Below are 16,136 nucleotides of genomic sequence, written 5' to 3' on the forward strand. Positions count from 1 at the left end.
TCAGTCCTCCCCGCGGCGCTGCTGCGGCGCGTCGCCCAGCGTCCCGCCCGGCAGCGCCGGTTCGGCAGGCGCCGCCGCCGGTTTCTTGCTCGCGGCCTTCTCGGAAAGCCGCTCGATCAGGTAGTAGAACAGCGGGATGAAGAACACCGCGATCACCGTCGCCGCCAGCATGCCGCCGATCACCCCGGTGCCGATCGAGTGGCGGCTGTTCTCCGAGGCGCCGACGGCGATGGCCAGGGGCACGCAGCCGAGGATGAAGGCCAGCGAGGTCATCACGATGGGCCGCAGGCGCTCGCGTGCCGCGGTCATCGCCGCGTCGAACACCGACATGCCCTTCTCCCGGTTCAGCACGGCGAACTCGAAGATCAGGATGGCGTTCTTCGCCGCCAGGGCCACCAGCATGGTCAGGCCGATCTGGAAGTACACGTCGTTGACCAGGCCGCGCAAGAGGATCGCCAGCAGGGCGCCGAACAGCGCGAAGGGCACCGCCAGCAGCACGCCGACCGGCAGCGACCACTTCTCGTACTGGGCGGCGAGAATCAGGAACACCATGACCAGGCCGAAGACGAACACCTGGGCGCTGGTGCCGCCGGCCTTCTTCTCCTCGAAGGCCTCGCCGCTCAGGGCCAGGGCGTAGTCGCTGGACATGAGCTCCGCGGCCAGCGCCTCGAGGGCCGCCAGCGCCTGCCCGGAGCTGAAGCCCGGCGCCGCGCTGGCGGTGATCTTCACCGCCGGGAAGTTGTTGAAGCGGGTCAACAGGTCCGGGCCGGTGACGTAGCGGGTGGTCAGCAGGGCCTTGAGCGGGACCATCTCGCCGCTGCGGCTGCGCACGTAGATCTGCTGCAGGTCCTCGACCTTGAGGCGGTAGGCCGGCTCGGCCTGCAGGATCACCTGCCACAGGCGGCTGTACTTGTTGAACTGCGAGACGTACAGCGAGCCGAACATGGTCTGCATGGTGCTGTACACGTCCTCCACCGGCACGCCCAGGGTTTCGGCCTTTTCCCGGTCCACGTCGGCGAGCAGTTGCTGGGAGAAGGCGTTGAAGGTGGAGGTGATGGCGCCGAATTCCGGGCGCTGCCTGGCCTTGGCCACGAAGTCGTTCACCAGCTCGGCGAGCTGGGCGACGCTGCCGTCGCCCTTGCTCTGGATCCATACCTCCATGCCGCCGGTGGTGCCCAGGCCGGGGATGGACGGCGGGTTGACCGGCACCACGAGGCCCTCGCGTATCCGGGAGAAGCTCTGGCCGGCGGCCTTGATGACCGCCGGGGCGCTCTGCGCCCGGATGCTTTCCTCGTCCTGATAGCGCTCTTCGAAATCCTTGAAGCCGATGAAGAAGGCCCCGGCGTTGTTCTTGTTCTGGCTGTCCAGCAGGCTGTAGCCGCTGACCACCGCCACCCCTTCGACGGCTTCGTCGGCCATGAAGTAGTCGCTGACCGCCTGGCCCACCTCGCCGGTGCGGTCCAGGCTGGCGGCATCGGGCATGATCATCGCGCCGAGCAGGTAGCCCTGGTCCTCCGGTGGCAGGAAGGCGCCGGGGATGCGCTGCGCCATCAGTACCGTCAGCACGATCATCCCGACGAACAGCAGCAGGGCGAGCAGAAAGCGCCTGATCAGGAAGGCCACCGCGCGGGAGTAGCCCTCGGTCATGCGCGCGAAGCTGCGCTCGAACCAGCGGAAGAAGCCGCGCTTCTGCCCGTGGGCGGGCTTGATGAGCAGGGCGGCCAAGGCCGGCGACAGGGTCAGGGCGACCAGGCCGGAGATCACCACGGAGATGGCGATAGTAATGGCGAACTGCTTGTAGAGCTGGCCGGTGATGCCGCTCATGAAGGCCACCGGGACGAACACCGCGCAGAGCACCAGGACGATGGCCACCACCGGGCCGGCCACCTCGTCCATCGCCTGCTTGGCGGCGTCCTTGGGGTTCATCTTGTGGACCTGCATGTTGCGCTCGACGTTCTCGATCACCACGATGGCGTCGTCCACCACGATGCCGATCGCCAGCACCATGCCGAACAGGGTCAGCATGTTGATCGAGAAGCCCAGGGCGGTCATGCCGACGAAGGTGCCGACGATCGACACCGGCACCGCCAGCACCGGGATCAGGGTGGCGCGCAGGCTCTGCAGGAACACGTAGACCACCACCACCACCAGCACCAGGGCCTCGAAGAAGGTGTGCACCACCTCGCTGATCGAGGCGCGCGTGAAGGCCGTGGTGTCCATCACGATCTTGTATTGGATGCCGGCCGGAAAACTCTGCTCCATCTCCGCCAGGGTCGCCCGCACGGCGCCGGACACGTCCAGGGCGTTGGCGCCGGGCTGCTGGTAGACCGCCAGCAGCGTCGCCGGCTTGCCCTGGTAGGTACTGCGCAGCGAGTAGTCCTTCTGGCCCAGCTCGGCGCGGCCGACGTCGCGCAGGCGGACGATGGCCGCCCCGCCGCTGGCGGCGCGGATGATGATGTTTTCGAACTCCGCCGGTTCGGTCAGCCGGCCCTTGGTGGTGACGGCGAAGGACTGCTCCACCGCCTCGCCGGTCGGCGACTGGCCGATGCGGCCCACGGCGAACTGCTGGTTCTGGTTGGCCACCGCCTGCTGCACGTCGGCGGCGGTGATCTTCAGTTGGGCCATGCGGTCGGGCTTGAGCCAGATGCGCATGGCGTAGTCGGGGGTGCCGAAGATGCTCGCCTGGTTGGCGCCGGGGATGCGCTTGATCGCGTCGAGGATGTACAGGTTGGTGTAGTTGGCGATGTAGGTGCTGTCGTAGCGCTCGTCCGGGGAATACACCGCGATGACCATCATGAACGCCGAGGACTTCTTCTGCACCTGGATGCCCTGGCTCTGCACCGCCGAGGGCAGCTGCGGCAGGGCCAGGTTGACCCGGTTCTGCACGTCCACCTGGGCCAGCGAGGGGTCGGTGCCGATCTCGAAGAACACGTTGAGGGTCATGTTGCCGGTCGCCGAGCTCGACGAGTTCATGTAGATCATGGCGTCGGCGCCGTTGACCTGCTGCTCGATGGGCGCGGCCACGTTGTTGGCCACCACCTCGGCGTCGGCGCCGGGATAGGTGGCCGAGACGGTGATCTGCGGCGGGGTGATGTCCGGGTACTGGGCCACCGGCAGGTTGAGCATCGCCACCGCGCCGGCCAGGGTGATGACGATGGAGATCACCGAGGCGAAGATCGGCCGGTCGATGCAGTAGTGGGAGATGCTCACGGCGCCTGTCTCCCGGCGGACGGATCGGTCTTCATCCGTTCCTGCTGGCCGGGCCAGGCCTCGGCCGCCTTCGGCCGTTGCGGGCGCTGCGCTTCCCCGGCGGCCGGGCGGGCGTCGACGATCTGCAGCGGGACCCCCGGCGCCACCCGCATCGCGCCGTCGACCACGATGCGCTCGCCGGCGCGCAGGCCCTGGGCGACGAACCAGTCGTCGCCGTGCCAGTCGCCCATCTCCACGATGCGCTGCTCGGGCTTGCCGCCGTCGCCGATCACCCACAGGTAATGGCTCTTGGAGCCCTGCAGGACCGCCCGCTGGGGCACCAGCAGGGCATTGGGCCGGACCGCGCCCTTGAGGTGGGCGCGCACGAACTGGCCGGGGCGCAGCAGGCCCTTCGGGTTGACCACCGCCGCGCGGATCAGGAAGGTGCCGGTCTCCTCGCTGAAAGAGAAGTCGGCGAAGTCGAGGCGGCCGCGATCGGGCACCAGCGTGCCGTCGGCCAGCACCACCTCGACCTCGAAGTCGTTGTGCGGAGGGAACCTGAGCTGGCCGGCGGCGATCTCGCTGCGGAACTTCAGCATCTCGTTCTCCGAGAGGCTGAAGTTGATGTAGATGGGGTCCACCTGCGACACGTAGGTCAGCAGGCCGGCCGCGCCCGGCGTCACGTAGCTGCCTTCCTGCAGCTTGGCGAAGCTCGACACCCCGGTGAGCGGCGAGGTGATGGTGGTGTAGCCGAGGTTGAGCTGCGCGGTGCGCACCGCGCCCTCGGCGGAGAGCACGGCGGCCTGGGCCTGCCGTTCGTTGCCGATGGCGTCGTCGAGGTTCTTCTTGCTCAGCGCGCCGATCTTCACCAGCGGGCGGATACGCACCAGGTCGGCCCGGGTCATCTCCAGGCGCGCCTGCTGCTGGGCGAGCTGGCCGCGGGCCGACTGCAGCGCCGCCTCGAACGGCTTGGGGTCCATCTGGAACAGGACCTGTCCGGCTTTCACCAGGTCGCCTTCGGTGTACAGCCGTTTCTCCAGGAAGCCCTCGACCCGGGCGCGGATTTCCACTTCCCGGGAGCTCTGGGTCTGGGCGACGAATTCGAAGGTCACCGGGGTGTCCTGGGCGGCCACCGTCTGGGCGGTCACTTCGATGGGCGGACGCGCCGGCGGGGCGGGGGTTTCGCCGCAGGCGGCGAGCAGTCCCAGGCCGGCGGCCAGCCAGACGAGGTTTCGAAGCGCCGCTCCGCCTGCTTGCAGGCCAGCGACTGCGGGGCCACGCAACGGGCGCGGCCAGCCCTTCAGGATGCCCATGGCTCGTGTACGGCTCAGGCCATGATGTTCACTCCGCCGTCCACGTACAGCGTCTCGCCGGACAGGCGGCGGGCATAGGGAGTGGCCAGGTAAGCGCAGGTGAAGCCGACGTCCATGATGTCCACCAGCTCGCCCAGGGGCGCGCGCTGGGCGGCCTCGTTGAGCATCAGGTCGAAATCCTTGAGGCCGGAGGCGGCGCGGGTCTTGAGCGGGCCGGGGGAAATGGCGTGCACGCGGATGCCCTTCGGCCCCAGCTCGTAGGCCAGGTAGCGGCAGGACGCCTCCAGCGCGGCCTTCACCGGGCCCATCAGGTTGTAGTTGGGCACCACCTTGTTGGCGCCGTAGTAGCTCATGGCGAACAGGGTGCCGCCGTTGCTCATCAGCGGCGTGGCCAGGCGCGCCATGCGCACGAAGGAATGGCAGGAGATGTCCATGGCCAGGCCGAAGCCTTCCGCCGAGGAGTCGAGCAGGCCGCCCTGCAGGTCTTCCTTGGGCGCCCAGGCGATGGAGTGCACCAGGATGTCCAGGCGCCCCCATTGCCGCTCGATCGCCTCGAACACCGCTTCGAGCTGGCCCGGCTGGGTGACGTCCAGCGGCAGGAAGATCGGCGCCTTCAAGGCCTGGGCCAGCGGCTCGACGTAGCCGCGGGTCTTGTCGTTGGCGTAGGTGATGGCCACCTCGGCGCCCAGTTCGGCGAAGGCCTTGGCGCAGCCGTAGGCGATCGAGTGCTCGTTGGCCACGCCGACCACCAGCGCCTTGGCGCCCGTGAGCAGCGGGCGGGGAGTCTCCTGAGTCATGTCCTTTTTCCTCGGCTTTCAGGTGGGCGAAATCGTCTGCCGGGTGTGGCGGGCGATCATCAGTTCCTCGTTGGTGGCGAGCGTCCAGGCCGACACCTTGCTGGAGGCCGCGCTGATCCGCGGGCCGCCGTTCTCGTTGGCGGCTTCGTCCAGCTCCACGCCCAGCCAGGCGGCGTCGCGGCAGACGCGCGCGCGGATCGGTGCGGCGTGCTCGCCGATGCCGCCGGTGAACACCAGGGCGTCGAGCCCGCCGAGGGCCGCGGCCAGGGAGCCGATCTCGCGGCCGATGCGGTAGACGAACAGGTCCACGGCGAGAGCGGCGCGCGGCGCGTCGCTGGCCAGCAGCTCGCGCATGTCGCTGGAAATTCCCGACACGCCGAGCAGCCCGGACTCCTTGTAGATCAGCGTCTCGATGGCGCGGGCGTTCATCTTCAGCTCGTCCAGCAGGTAGAGGATCACCCCCGGGTCGAGGTTGCCGCAGCGAGTGCCCATGGGCAGGCCGTCCACGGCGGTGAAGCCCATGGTGCTGGCTAGGCTCCGCCCGGCGGCCATGGCGCACAGGCTGGCGCCGTTACCCAGGTGGGCGACCACCACCCGGCCGGCCGCCGCCTCGGGGGCCAGCGTCGGCAGCACGCTGGCGATGTATTCGTAGGACAACCCGTGGAAGCCGTAACGCCGCACGCCGCGCTCGGTGATGGCCGACGGCAGGGCGAACAGCTGGGCGAGCTCGGGCTGGCGGCGGTGGAAGGCAGTGTCGAAGCAGGCGACCTGGGGCAGCTGCGGCGCCCGTTCGAGCAGCGCGCGGATCGGCGCCAGGTTGTGCGGCTGGTGCAGGGGCGCCAGGGAGACGAGCTTTTCCAGCTCCTTCAGCCGCTCGCCGTCCAGCCGTACCGGCTGGGCGAACGCCTGGCCGCCGTGGACCACCCGGTGGCCCACGGCCAGCAACTGATAGCGGTCCCGGTAATCCTGCAGGAACTCGACCAGATGGTGCGCCGCGCCGTCGTGGCCGAGGCGGGTGCCGTCGGCCCAGCGCCGCTCGTCGAGGATGGCGCCCGCGGCGTCCCTGGCGATGAAGTGCGGCGCGCTGTTGAGCCCCTCGATCTGCCCGCGCAGCAGGAGTTCCGGCTCGCCGGGCTGGTCGGCGAAGAGCGAGAATTTGAGGCTGGACGAGCCGGCGTTGAGAACCAGGATCACCTGCTGCATGGCTTCACCCGATCGCCTTGCCGGCGCTCTCGCGCCGGGCCTTGGCCACCAGGGTCGCCACCGCGCAGGAGGCGAGGCGGGTGGTCAGCGAGTCGGCGCGGCTGGTCAGGATGATCGGCACCCGCGCGCCCAGCACGATGCCGGCGGCATCCGCGCCGGCGAGAAAGGACAGGCTCTTGGCCAGCATGTTGCCCGCTTCCAGGTCGGGGACCACCAGCACGTTGGCGCGGCCCGCCACCGGCGAGTCGATCTTCTTGATCTGCGCCGCCTCCAGGCTGATGGCGTTGTCCAGGGCCAGCGGGCCGTCGAGGACGGCGCCGGTGATCTGCCGGCGGTCGGCCATCTTGCACAGGGCGGCTGCCTCGATGGTGGAGGGCACCGCGGGGTTGACGGTCTCCATCGCCGAGAGGACCGCCACCCGCACTTCCTTCTGCTCCGGGCCGACCTGCAGCGCATGGGCCAGGTCGATGGCGTTCTGGGTGATGTCCATCTTCTCGGCCAGGGTCGGCGCGATGTTCACCGCGGCGTCGGTGATGATCAGGGCGTCCTCGTGTCCCGGCACGTCCATCACGAAGCAGTGGCTGACCCGGCGCGCGGTGCGCAGTCCGGTGTCGCGCTTGACCACCGCGCCCATCAGTTCGTCGGTGTGCAGGCTGCCCTTCATCAGCGCCTCGGCCCGGCCCTCGCGGACCAGCGCCACGGCGCGGGCGGCGGCGGCCTGGCTGTAGGGGGCCTCTTCGATCGGCAGGCCGGCGATGTCGAGGCCGTGCTGGGCGGCCAGCGCCTCGATGCGCTCCCGCGGGCCGACCAGGATCGGCGCGATGAGGTCGCTTTTCGCCGCATCCACCACGCCCTCGAGGGCGCTCTGGTCGCAGGGCCAGGCCACCGCCGTCGGCATCGGCGGCAGGGCGCTGCAGTAGTCGATCAGGCGCCGGTATTTTTCGTGGGGAGCGGTCATCGGAAACTCTCCAAAGCGGGAAAGATCAGGCTCTTTTCGCGGCAGCGACGCGCTTGCGGGCGGCCGGCTCGCGGCCCAGCACGCCACGGATGCGTTCGAGCATGGCGTGCTGTTCGGCGTTGGGCTCGGAGCGCTGGACGCGCTCGTCCTTGATCAGCCGTTCCAGCAGGGTCAGCAGCCGGTCGCGGTCGGCCGGCTCGTTCAGCAGCGCCGGCAGGGTGGCGAGAGCCTGCTCGGGGCGTAGTTCGCGATGATCTCCTGTTCGCCGCGGATGCGCCGCCAGGTCTCGGGTGGCAACTGGGGCAGCAGGTCGGCATGGTCGCGGGCGACTTCCTGTTTCGCCGCCAGTCGCGCCAGGGGCAGCTCGCCCTTGCGCGACAGCAGGACCATCACCCGGGCGCAGGCCTCGTCGTAGCCGCCTTCGCCGATCGCGGCCAGGACCTCCTGGACGAAGGGCAGCTCCTGCGCCTCGGTGGCCCCGCCGGCTGCGATCGGTCGCTCCATATCAGGGCGCTCGGACAGGTACAGGGCGAACAGGGTGCCGTAGATCTGGAAGAACAGCGCCTCGCTGAGGGCGTCGCGCATCGCCCGGTGATAGTCCAGGGAGGCGCTGATCAGCTCGGAGGCCAGCCGCTCGCTGCGGTGCGGCAGGTCGTCCGTGTCCGTCGCCCGGCGCTGCGCTTCGACCGCGCGGGCGGCGGGGGCCAGCCACCACAGCCACGGATTGCGCGTCGAACAGCTCCAGTGCTGCACGCGCAGGGGATGGAGCTGCCGCATCAGGCGGGCGGAGGTCTCGCTGGACAGGGCCTGCACCAGCGGCTGGGCGAAGATCTGGTAGGCGCGCTGGTTGAACTCGGACAGCGCGGCCACCGCCTCGAAGGGCTTCTCGTCGGCACGCTGCAGGCGGTTGAGGCGGGCGCTGACATCCTCCAGGCGGTGCTCCTGGAACGTCACCTCGTACTCCACCGCTCCGCCGCTGCCGGGGCGCTCGTGGATGTCCATGCCGTACAGGCCGGGCGGCAGCATCTCGATGGATTTCAGCACCTCGACGATCTGCGCGTGCTCCTTGCGCGCGACCCGGCCCGACACGAAGATCCCCAGGTGGCCGATGTCCCGGTGCAGCAGGCCGACGATGACCTGGCCGCGCGCCTTGATCTCCTCGGTGCTGCCATAGACGTCGGCCACCCAGTTGAAGGCCTGCTGGGGCGGGGTGATGTTGTCGCCCAGGGAGGCGAACAGGACGATCGGCGACTTGATGTCGCGCAGGTCGAAGGCCTGGCCGTTGCCGCTGCGGGTCTCGCCGTCCCAGAGCTTGTTGCCGACGAACAGGTTGCGGGTGATCCACTCGATCTCCTCGCGGTTCATCAGGAAGTAGCCGCCCCACCAGCGCTCGAACTCCAGGAAGCGCGGCGGCTCGCTGTCGATGTTGGCGAACAGGTGGTAGTACTTGTCCCAGAAGGTGTTGGCGGGATTCAGATTCTCGAAGTTCTGCACCAGCCAGGCGCCGTCGAAACGGCCGTTGCCCAGGTCGGAGGCGAAGGAGGCCAGCCAGCTGCCGCCGAGCAGCCCGCCGGCATAGCGCATCGGGTTGTCGCCTTCGCCCTGCTGCCAGGCGCCGCCCCAGTAGGACATCGGCGCGCCGTTGATCACCACCGGGCCCGCGGTGTTCGGGTCCGAGGCGGCCAGCATCATGGTCGCCCAGCCGCCCTGGCAGTTGCCGACCAGCACCGGCTTGGGGCTGTCCGGGTGCAGCTCGCGCACCTTGCGCACGAAGCGCTGCTCGGCGGCGGATACGTCGAGCAGGGTCTGGCCCGGCTCCGGTTCGCGGAAGAAGATCACGAAGTACACCGGATGCCCGGCGCGCAGGGCCACCCCCACCTGGGAGTCGTCCTTGAAGCCGCCGATCCCCGGGCCGTGCCCGGCGCGCGGGTCGATGATCAGGTAGGGGCGCAGCTTGGGGTCCACCTGCACCCCGGCCGGCGGCAGGATGCGCAGCAGGGCGTAGTTGACCGGGCGTTCGAAGGTGCGCGCGTCCAGCACCGGCTCGTGGTCGAAATGCAGCAGCGGCGGCTGACCCTGCTGCAGGTGCTCCAGATAGTCGTCGCCGCGCTGGCGCAGCGTGTCCCAGAACAGCACCGAACGCTGGGCGGCGTCCACGCCGTAGCGATACCAGGCGTTCCACAGGCTCCAGGGTGCGAAGGGAGCGAAGGGTTTGGCCGTCGGACCGGCCATTTCCTTTTCCCAGGCCTTGCGCATCCGCTCTTGGAACTGCTCCCGGGCAAACCGGGTGCGTTTCTCGAAGAGCTTCCCGGCCTTGCCGGAAATGTCCTGGCTGCGTGCCAGCCGGGCTGCGATGTCCATGCTCATGCCCCAAATGTCGTGATCCGAGACTGAGTCTAGGCAGCGTCACCCGCTTGGCCATACCGCTCGTCGGGGTTTTCCCGGGCGTTTCCCGGCCGCTGCCGCCCGTGGTCCGGTCCGGCCTGCGCCGGATGTCATCCTGCCGGCGCAGGCGATGACCGAGTGCCTACACTGAGTCCGGGCGGAACCCGCCGGCCGGCAGTGGGAGGGTTCCCCGGATCGCGTTTTCACACTGCAAGGAGACTCCCATGTTCACACCCGGTCATGTCCATCGCGAGCAGAAGGTGGACAAGCTCAACCGCCAGGCCTTCACCTGCGATGTCTATTACGAGGTGCGCGAAGATCCCAAGCAGGGGCCGATGCTGCACCTGCGCATGGAGGGCGAGATCGACGGCCGGTCCTTTGCGGATGAGTGCGAGCTGCACCGCGACATGGCCTTCGACTTCCTCAACGCGCTGACCCAGATCGCCGTGCGCAACGGCTTCCAGCCGCGCTTCGGGCCGGTCCTGCGCGAGCATGGCGAGTACGACGCCATGTTCCAGGACATCCGCAACAAGCTGGGGCTGCATCCGGGCGATCCGGTCGACCTCGACCATCTCCCTCATTAGGGTCAGCGCGAGGCCTGGCCCTTGGTTTCGGCATAGGCCCGGTCCAGGCGCTCGCGCACCTGCCTGGCCCAGTCGTCCAGGGCCTGGTAGGTGTCGCTGGCGCTGGCCTTGGCCGAGGGCGAAACCTCGTTGCCGCTGGCGGCGCTGACCGACTGGCCGAGGATTTCCCCGGTCCTGGCGTTGCGGATCTCGGTTTCGAAGAAGATCCGTACCTGCTGGTCGCGCACGCCGGAGAGCTGCATGCCGGCGCCGATCAGAAAGCCGATCGGCAGGTATTCGCCGACCTTCATGTCGCGGGCGTTGCGGATCAGCCCGGTGATCGCCGGGCGCACGCGCAGGCTGCGCACGTCGGCGGAGGTCACCAGCTGGTAGCCGCCGGCCTGCAGCTCGCGGCGGATGGCCTGGTCGAGATGGGCCAGGACCTTGGCGGTTTCCTCGGGGCGCTCGCGGATCACCGCCTGGGTGGCGGCATCCACGTAGTAGCGGGCCGGATCGAGGACGATCTTCTTGTCGTAGTCCCGGCGCAGGTTCAGGTCCGGCTTGACCCAGTACTCGCTGTTGTCCCAGTACGGGTCCTTGACCAGCCGGCTGTAGTCGCCGAGAAAGCCCGAATGGCGGGTTTCCGAGGAGGGGATGTTGCTGCAGGCGGCGCTGACGAGCGCCAGGGCGACAACCGTGAGTTTCCAGAAACGCATGATCGGTCTCCCGCGAGCTTTCCATGTGTATGAAACCACTGCCTTTGGGTGATCGAGTCTAGAACGTCCCGGCTCGGCGTCCGGCGATTCCGACGGACTGCAAGCCGGGCACGGGCGCGTGCCGCCGGCCGCTCAGGCGCCGCCTGGCGCGTCCGGTCGGCCGAGGACCTTCTGCCCCGACGGACGCTGACGCATGCGCTGCAGGTAGTCGTGCAGGCCGGGCTGCCGTTCCAGCCAGGCCGCCGAGGCGGGTAGCTGCTGCAGGTAGTCGAGCATGGGAGTGAGCAGGGCGTCGGCCATGCTGTAGCGCGCACCGCAGAAGAACGCCCGGTCGCCGAGCTGGCCGGCGAGCAGCTGCAGGGTCTCGACGACCGCCGGCTCGGCGGCGGCCACGGCCGCCGGATCGACGGGGGACGCCGGGCGGACCGGCGAGGCGACCAGCAGCAGGTAGCGGCGGATCAGCCGCTCGTCGACGTAGAGGGCGAGGGCGGCGGACCACTGGTCGACCTCGGCGCGCTGCGCCGCGTCCTGCGGCTGTAGCGAGGATTGCGGGAAGACCGCGTCGAGATAGCGGCAGATGCTCGCGGTTTCGAAGATCCGCCGTTCGCCGTGCAGCAGCACGGGCAGCTTGCCGAAGGGATGCAGAGCCAGGTGCTCGGCACTGTGCAGGGCAACGGGCTTGCCGTCCACCTGCAGGCCGTAGGTGTAGTCCAGCGCCTTTTCCTCGCAGTACAGGCGGACGCTGCGGACGAAGGTGCTGAAGCCCGGGCCGACTATGTGCAGTGACATGGAGTGCTCCGAAGGGGTGGGAAGACTCGCATACTGAGCGTCGCGACCTTATGTTCAAGAACATAAAGTGCGTCTTTGGCAGACTGCCGTTCGGCGCCCCACACCGAGGAGAAAAGCCTATGTCCTGGCCTGCCACCCAGCGTGCCGCGACCCGCCAGCGGATTCTGGACAGTGCGGCGCGGCTGTTCGCCCTGGAAGGCTTCGAGCAGACCAGCATCGAGGCGATCGTGCGGGACGCCGGCCTGACCCGCGGCGCCTTCTATCACCACTTCGCCTCCAAGGCCGAGCTGTACCGGGAGGCGATCCAGGTGGCGGCCCGCCGCGGCGGCCTGCTGTTCGAGCGGGCCGGGGCCTGGCGCAACTGGTCGAGAGCTACCTGCATCCGGACCACCGGGACGGCAGCCGCATGCAGTGCCCGCTGGCCTTCATGGTGAGCGACGCCGCCCGCCAGGACGCCGCGATCCGCGACAGCTACACCCGTCTGCTCGCGGCGTTCGTGGCCCGCCTGGAGAGCGGGCTGCCGGCGGCGGGCGATACGCGGCGGCGCGCCCTGCAGGTCGCGGTGGGCATGATCGGCGGGCTGGCCCTGGCCCGCGCGGTCGACGACCTCGAGCTGGCCGAGGAAATCCTGGCGGCCTGCCAGAGCGGTTGTCTGGCCTTGCTGGAGTAGGACCGGCCAGGCGTTGTGCACGGCGGCCCGCCGCCGCAGACCGGCGCCGGGCAGCCGCCGGGCGTCACTGCTGGGCGACGGCCGCCGTTCCGCTCGCCAGCTCCGCCCAGGCCTCCTGGGTGTCGGCGTAGGCGGCGGCGCTCTCCTGCGGCGACCGGTAGGTCCAGGCCATGCCGAGCGCCTCGATCTCCTTCCGATAGGCCGGATTGGCGGTCACCTGCTGGGCGATTCCGGTCCAGGTGTCGACGACCTCCTGGGGCGTGTTCTGGCTGAAGAACAGAGTCCACTGGTAGGCCGGGAAGGTGAAGTCGACCCCCTGTTCCCGGTAGGTCGGCACGTTCGGGGCGTTCGGCGCGCGCGTGCCGGTCGGCTCGCCGAGCAGCACGAAGTCGCCCGACTGGAGGTATTCCGGGGTGCCCGAATAGATCTTGGCCATGACGTCGACGGTGCCGCCGATCAGCGCGGCGAGCCGGGCGGCGTCCCCGCCGGTGTCCATCAGCCGGAACTGCACGTCCTGCTCCTTCTGCAGCTTGAGGAACATGAAATGGCTGATGGTGCCGTATTCGGTGGCGGCCTTGAGCTTGCCCGGCTTGGCCCTGGCCCTGGCGAGCAGGTCGCCGATCGAGGCGATCCCCGACTTGCCGGACACGTAGAGCCCGAGGGTGGCGTCCTCGACGACCGTGGGGCCGACCTTGAAGCCGTCGTAGGAGTAGGGCGCCACCTTGGTTAGGTAGTTGGCGACGAGGCCCTGGTGGGTATAGAGCAGCTTGTAGCCCTTGGACTGGTCCTCGTGGACTTCGCGCGAGCCCTTGTAGCCGCCTTCGCCGTCGATCCGGACGACCACCATCGGTTTGCCGAGCAGCTTTTCGGCGTACTTGGCGAAGACCCGGGCGCTCAGGTCGGAAGCGCCGGTGGCGGCGGCCGGCACCACCAGCTCGACCGGTTTGCTCGGATAGTCGGCGGCCTGGACCGCGCCCTGGAGCGCAAGGCCGATGGCGGCTGCCAGGGTGGCACGCAAGAGTGTGGTTTTTTTCATGTGTTTCACCTTCTTGTTATTGGATGTAGGTGTGTTGCAGGCGTCATGGCCGCCCCGGCCTAAGGCCGGGGCCGGCGGATGGCGATGGCTGGCCGAGCCGCGGGTCGCGGAGGCTCAGCCGCGGTAGGGAGCCGTTTTCGAGGTCTCCGGTGGCAGATTCAGGTCAGGGGGGCTGGCCGTCCCGGGTGCCCGAGCCCGGGAGCGCGCCGCTGCGGGCGCGTCCGGCGTCAGTGCTGGGCGAAGGACTCCGCCCCGCTGGCCAGTTCCGCCATGGTCTTCTGGATGGCGCCATAGGCAGCGGTGCTTTCCTGCGGCGACTTGTAGGCGACGGCCATGCCCAGCGCCGCGATCTCTTTCTGGTAGGCCGGGTCCGCGGTCACTTCCTCGGCGACCTCCGCCCACTGCTCCACGACGTCGTCGGGGGTGCCCTGGTTGAAGAACAGGGTGAACAGGTAGGGCGCGAAGGTGAAGTCGACGCCCTGTTCCCGGTAGGTCGGCACGTTCGGCGCGTTCGGCGCGCGCTTGCCGGTCGGCTCGCCGAGCAGCACGAAGTCGCCCGACTTGAGGTAGTCCTCGGTGCCCGAATAGATCTTGGCGATGACGTCGACGGTGCCGCCGAGCAGCGCGGGAATCCTGCCGGCGTCGCCGGGGATTTCAACCATCTGGAACTTCACGCCCTGTTCCTTCTGCAGCTTGAGGAACATGAAGTGGTTGTAGGTGCCGTACTCGGTGGCGGCCTTGACCTTGCCCGGTTCGGCCCTGGCCTTGGCGAGCAGGTCGTTGATCGACTTGATCTTCGACTTGCCGGACACGTAGAGCCCCACGGTGGCGTCTTCGGCGACCACCGGGCCGACCTTGAAGCCGTCGTAGGAGTAGGGCGCCATCTTGGTCAGGTAGTTGGCGATGAGGCCCTGGTGGGTCAGCAGCACCTTGTAGCCCTTGGATTGATCCTCGCGAACCGCGCGCGAGCCGTTGTAGCCGCCCGCGCCGGTGATCCTGACGATCACCACCGGCTTGCCGATCCGCTTCTCGGCGTACTTGGCGAACGTCCGGGCGACCATGTCCGTGCTGCCGGTGGCGATGTTCGGCACCACCAGCTCGATCGGCTTGCTGGGATAGCCGGCGGCCTGGGCCGTGCCCTGGAGAGCGAGGCTGGCAGGGACGGCCAGGGTAGCGAGCAGGAGTGTTCTTCTTTTCATGGGGTTGCCTTCTTTTCGTTCCGTGAGGGCATGTGGGGCAGGTCAGCAGGGGGAGGAATGCCGAGCATGCAAGGCGGGTCAAAAAAATGATGTCAAAAAAATATCACACTCTCGGGGAGCGGCAAGGGAGGCGGACAGACTTGTGTCCATAATTGCGAAACCAGGCGCTGCCGGCCTGGCGCGAGTCTTGGGCGTACCGATCCGGAGCCAGCGTGCCGCGGCGGCGGCTCGCATCACCAGGACTGGCGATCCACGACGGGGCAGGGCACCCAGTGGACGAAGGGTTCGTCGCGCGCCTCGATCAGGTGCAGCGCGGCGCGGCGGCCCAGCTCGTAGTAGGGGAGCTGCACGGTGCTCAACGGCGGATAGAACAGCTCGGCGACGCCCACCATGTTGTCGTAGCCGAGCACCGCCACGTCGGCCGGGATGCGCAGGCCGCGGCTGAGCAGGTACTGGTAGGCGACCAGGGCGATGCGGTCGTTGCCGCAGACCAGCAGGTCGAAGGCCGGCCTGCCGTGCGATTCGTTCAGCTGGCGCTCCAGCTCGGCGATGGTTTCCCCGTAGGCGTCGTCGGTCGACAGGTCGTACTGGCGGACGCTGTCCGGCGCGATGCCGGCCTCCGCAAGGGCGCGCGACAGGCCTTGCTGGCGCAGCTTCCAGGCCAGGCTGTGGCGCGGCAGGTTGATGCACAGCGGGCGGCGATAGCCGCGCCCGAGCGCCTGGCGCACGGCCTGGTACTGGCCGTCCGTGTCGTCGGGAACGTAGCAGGCGACGTCGGGCCCGGTGCTCATGCAGCCGCTCAGCACCAGCGGCTTGCTGCGCAGCGCCGGGGGAATCTCCAGTTCGCGCAGCTGCATGGCGCTGAACACGATGCCGTCCGGCCGGTGCGACAGCATCAGCTCGATGGTTTGCGGGTTCAGCGGGATTTCGAAGACGTTGAGGATGAAGACGTTCCAGCCGTGTTCCCGGGCGGTGCGTTCCACCGAGAGCAGCATTTCCACGGCGAAGGGGGTCGTCGCCGTGTCGAGCGCGAAGACGCCGATGGTCTTGCCGCTGGAATGGCCGCCGCGGATCTTGCGGGCGGAAAGACTGGGCACGTAGCCCAGGGCTTCGATGGCCTGGCGGATCTTCGCCAGGGTTTCCGGGTTGAGCTTTTCCGGGGTGTTGATCGCTCGGGACACGCTCATCGGGGAAACCCCCGCCAACCGTGCGACATCTTTGACCGAAGCCATGTGCGGGTGCCATTGCCTGTATGGCCGGGCATGATGTCATGCCCGGCGAAAGCATGACAACACGGCGGCAGGCGGCACCAATGGCG

The 16,136-nt window shown here is 68.8% G+C and carries 14 protein-coding genes; 3 read left to right on the top strand and 11 right to left on the bottom strand.

The window, feature by feature from the left end:
- The 6 genes from Atro_RS13915 to Atro_RS13940 all read right to left on the bottom strand — a co-directional run bounded on the left by Atro_RS13915 (position 1) and on the right by Atro_RS13940 (position 9,827).
- Positions 1 to 3,210 (bottom strand): efflux RND transporter permease subunit, encoded by a 3,210-nt coding sequence (locus Atro_RS13915; protein ID WP_497923160.1) that lies wholly within the window; start codon positions 3,208 to 3,210, stop codon positions 1 to 3.
- On the bottom strand, positions 3,207 to 4,502 hold the full coding sequence (locus Atro_RS13920; protein ID WP_497923162.1) for an efflux RND transporter periplasmic adaptor subunit: 1,296 nt from the start codon (positions 4,500 to 4,502) through the stop codon (positions 3,207 to 3,209). The genes Atro_RS13915 and Atro_RS13920 overlap by 4 nt, the downstream gene beginning before the upstream one ends.
- A 14-nt stretch (positions 4,503 to 4,516) precedes the next feature.
- Complete coding sequence (gene fabI, locus Atro_RS13925) at positions 4,517 to 5,299, bottom strand: enoyl-ACP reductase FabI (RefSeq protein ID WP_497923163.1); 783 nt, start codon at positions 5,297 to 5,299, stop codon at positions 4,517 to 4,519.
- Between the two features lie 18 nt (positions 5,300 to 5,317).
- Positions 5,318 to 6,502: an acetate/propionate family kinase gene (locus Atro_RS13930; RefSeq protein ID WP_497923165.1), complete on the bottom strand. Its 1,185-nt coding sequence runs from the start codon at positions 6,500 to 6,502 to the stop codon at positions 5,318 to 5,320.
- Between the two features lie 4 nt (positions 6,503 to 6,506).
- Positions 6,507 to 7,460, bottom strand: coding sequence for a phosphate acetyltransferase (locus tag Atro_RS13935; RefSeq protein WP_497923166.1), 954 nt, complete (start codon positions 7,458 to 7,460; stop codon positions 6,507 to 6,509).
- A gap of 201 nt (positions 7,461 to 7,661) precedes the next feature.
- Complete coding sequence (locus Atro_RS13940; protein ID WP_497923168.1) at positions 7,662 to 9,827, bottom strand: DUF3141 domain-containing protein; 2,166 nt, start codon at positions 9,825 to 9,827, stop codon at positions 7,662 to 7,664.
- Positions 9,828 to 10,069: 242 nt separating this feature from the next.
- On the opposite strand from Atro_RS13940, the gene Atro_RS13945 reads away from it, so the two are divergent.
- On the top strand, positions 10,070 to 10,429 hold the full coding sequence (locus Atro_RS13945; protein WP_497923170.1) for a DUF5064 family protein: 360 nt from the start codon (positions 10,070 to 10,072) through the stop codon (positions 10,427 to 10,429).
- Positions 10,430 to 10,431: 2 nt separating this feature from the next.
- Here the strand turns inward: Atro_RS13945 and Atro_RS13950 are convergent, their stop codons facing one another.
- Both Atro_RS13950 and Atro_RS13955 read right to left on the bottom strand, forming a co-directional pair.
- Positions 10,432 to 11,124 carry a DUF3313 domain-containing protein gene (locus Atro_RS13950; protein WP_497923171.1) on the bottom strand — a complete coding sequence of 231 codons (693 nt, stop codon included), beginning with the start codon at positions 11,122 to 11,124 and terminating at the stop codon, positions 10,432 to 10,434.
- A gap of 132 nt (positions 11,125 to 11,256) precedes the next feature.
- Complete coding sequence (locus tag Atro_RS13955; RefSeq protein WP_497923173.1) at positions 11,257 to 11,913, bottom strand: glutathione S-transferase family protein; 657 nt, start codon at positions 11,911 to 11,913, stop codon at positions 11,257 to 11,259.
- Positions 11,914 to 12,032: 119 nt separating this feature from the next.
- Between Atro_RS13955 and Atro_RS13960 the strand changes: the two genes are divergently transcribed.
- The gene (locus tag Atro_RS13960) at positions 12,033 to 12,347 is read left to right on the top strand and encodes a TetR/AcrR family transcriptional regulator (RefSeq protein ID WP_497923175.1); all 315 of its coding nucleotides are present in this window, start codon (positions 12,033 to 12,035) and stop codon (positions 12,345 to 12,347) included.
- Positions 12,320 to 12,583, top strand: a complete 264-nt coding sequence (locus tag Atro_RS13965; protein WP_497923177.1) for a hypothetical protein — start codon at positions 12,320 to 12,322, stop codon at positions 12,581 to 12,583. The genes Atro_RS13960 and Atro_RS13965 overlap by 28 nt, the downstream gene beginning before the upstream one ends.
- Before the next feature lie 64 nt (positions 12,584 to 12,647).
- Here the strand turns inward: Atro_RS13965 and Atro_RS13970 are convergent, their stop codons facing one another.
- The 3 genes from Atro_RS13970 to Atro_RS13980 all read right to left on the bottom strand — a co-directional run bounded on the left by Atro_RS13970 (position 12,648) and on the right by Atro_RS13980 (position 16,050).
- Positions 12,648 to 13,619: a tripartite tricarboxylate transporter substrate binding protein gene (locus Atro_RS13970; protein WP_497923180.1), complete on the bottom strand. Its 972-nt coding sequence runs from the start codon at positions 13,617 to 13,619 to the stop codon at positions 12,648 to 12,650.
- Between the two features lie 227 nt (positions 13,620 to 13,846).
- Positions 13,847 to 14,818 (bottom strand): tripartite tricarboxylate transporter substrate binding protein, encoded by a 972-nt coding sequence (locus Atro_RS13975; RefSeq protein ID WP_497923182.1) that lies wholly within the window; start codon positions 14,816 to 14,818, stop codon positions 13,847 to 13,849.
- A gap of 233 nt (positions 14,819 to 15,051) precedes the next feature.
- The gene (locus Atro_RS13980; RefSeq protein WP_497923184.1) at positions 15,052 to 16,050 is read right to left on the bottom strand and encodes a LacI family DNA-binding transcriptional regulator; all 999 of its coding nucleotides are present in this window, start codon (positions 16,048 to 16,050) and stop codon (positions 15,052 to 15,054) included.
- Positions 16,051 to 16,136 lie beyond the last annotated feature (86 nt).

Source organism: Azotobacter tropicalis, from assembly GCF_059739045.1.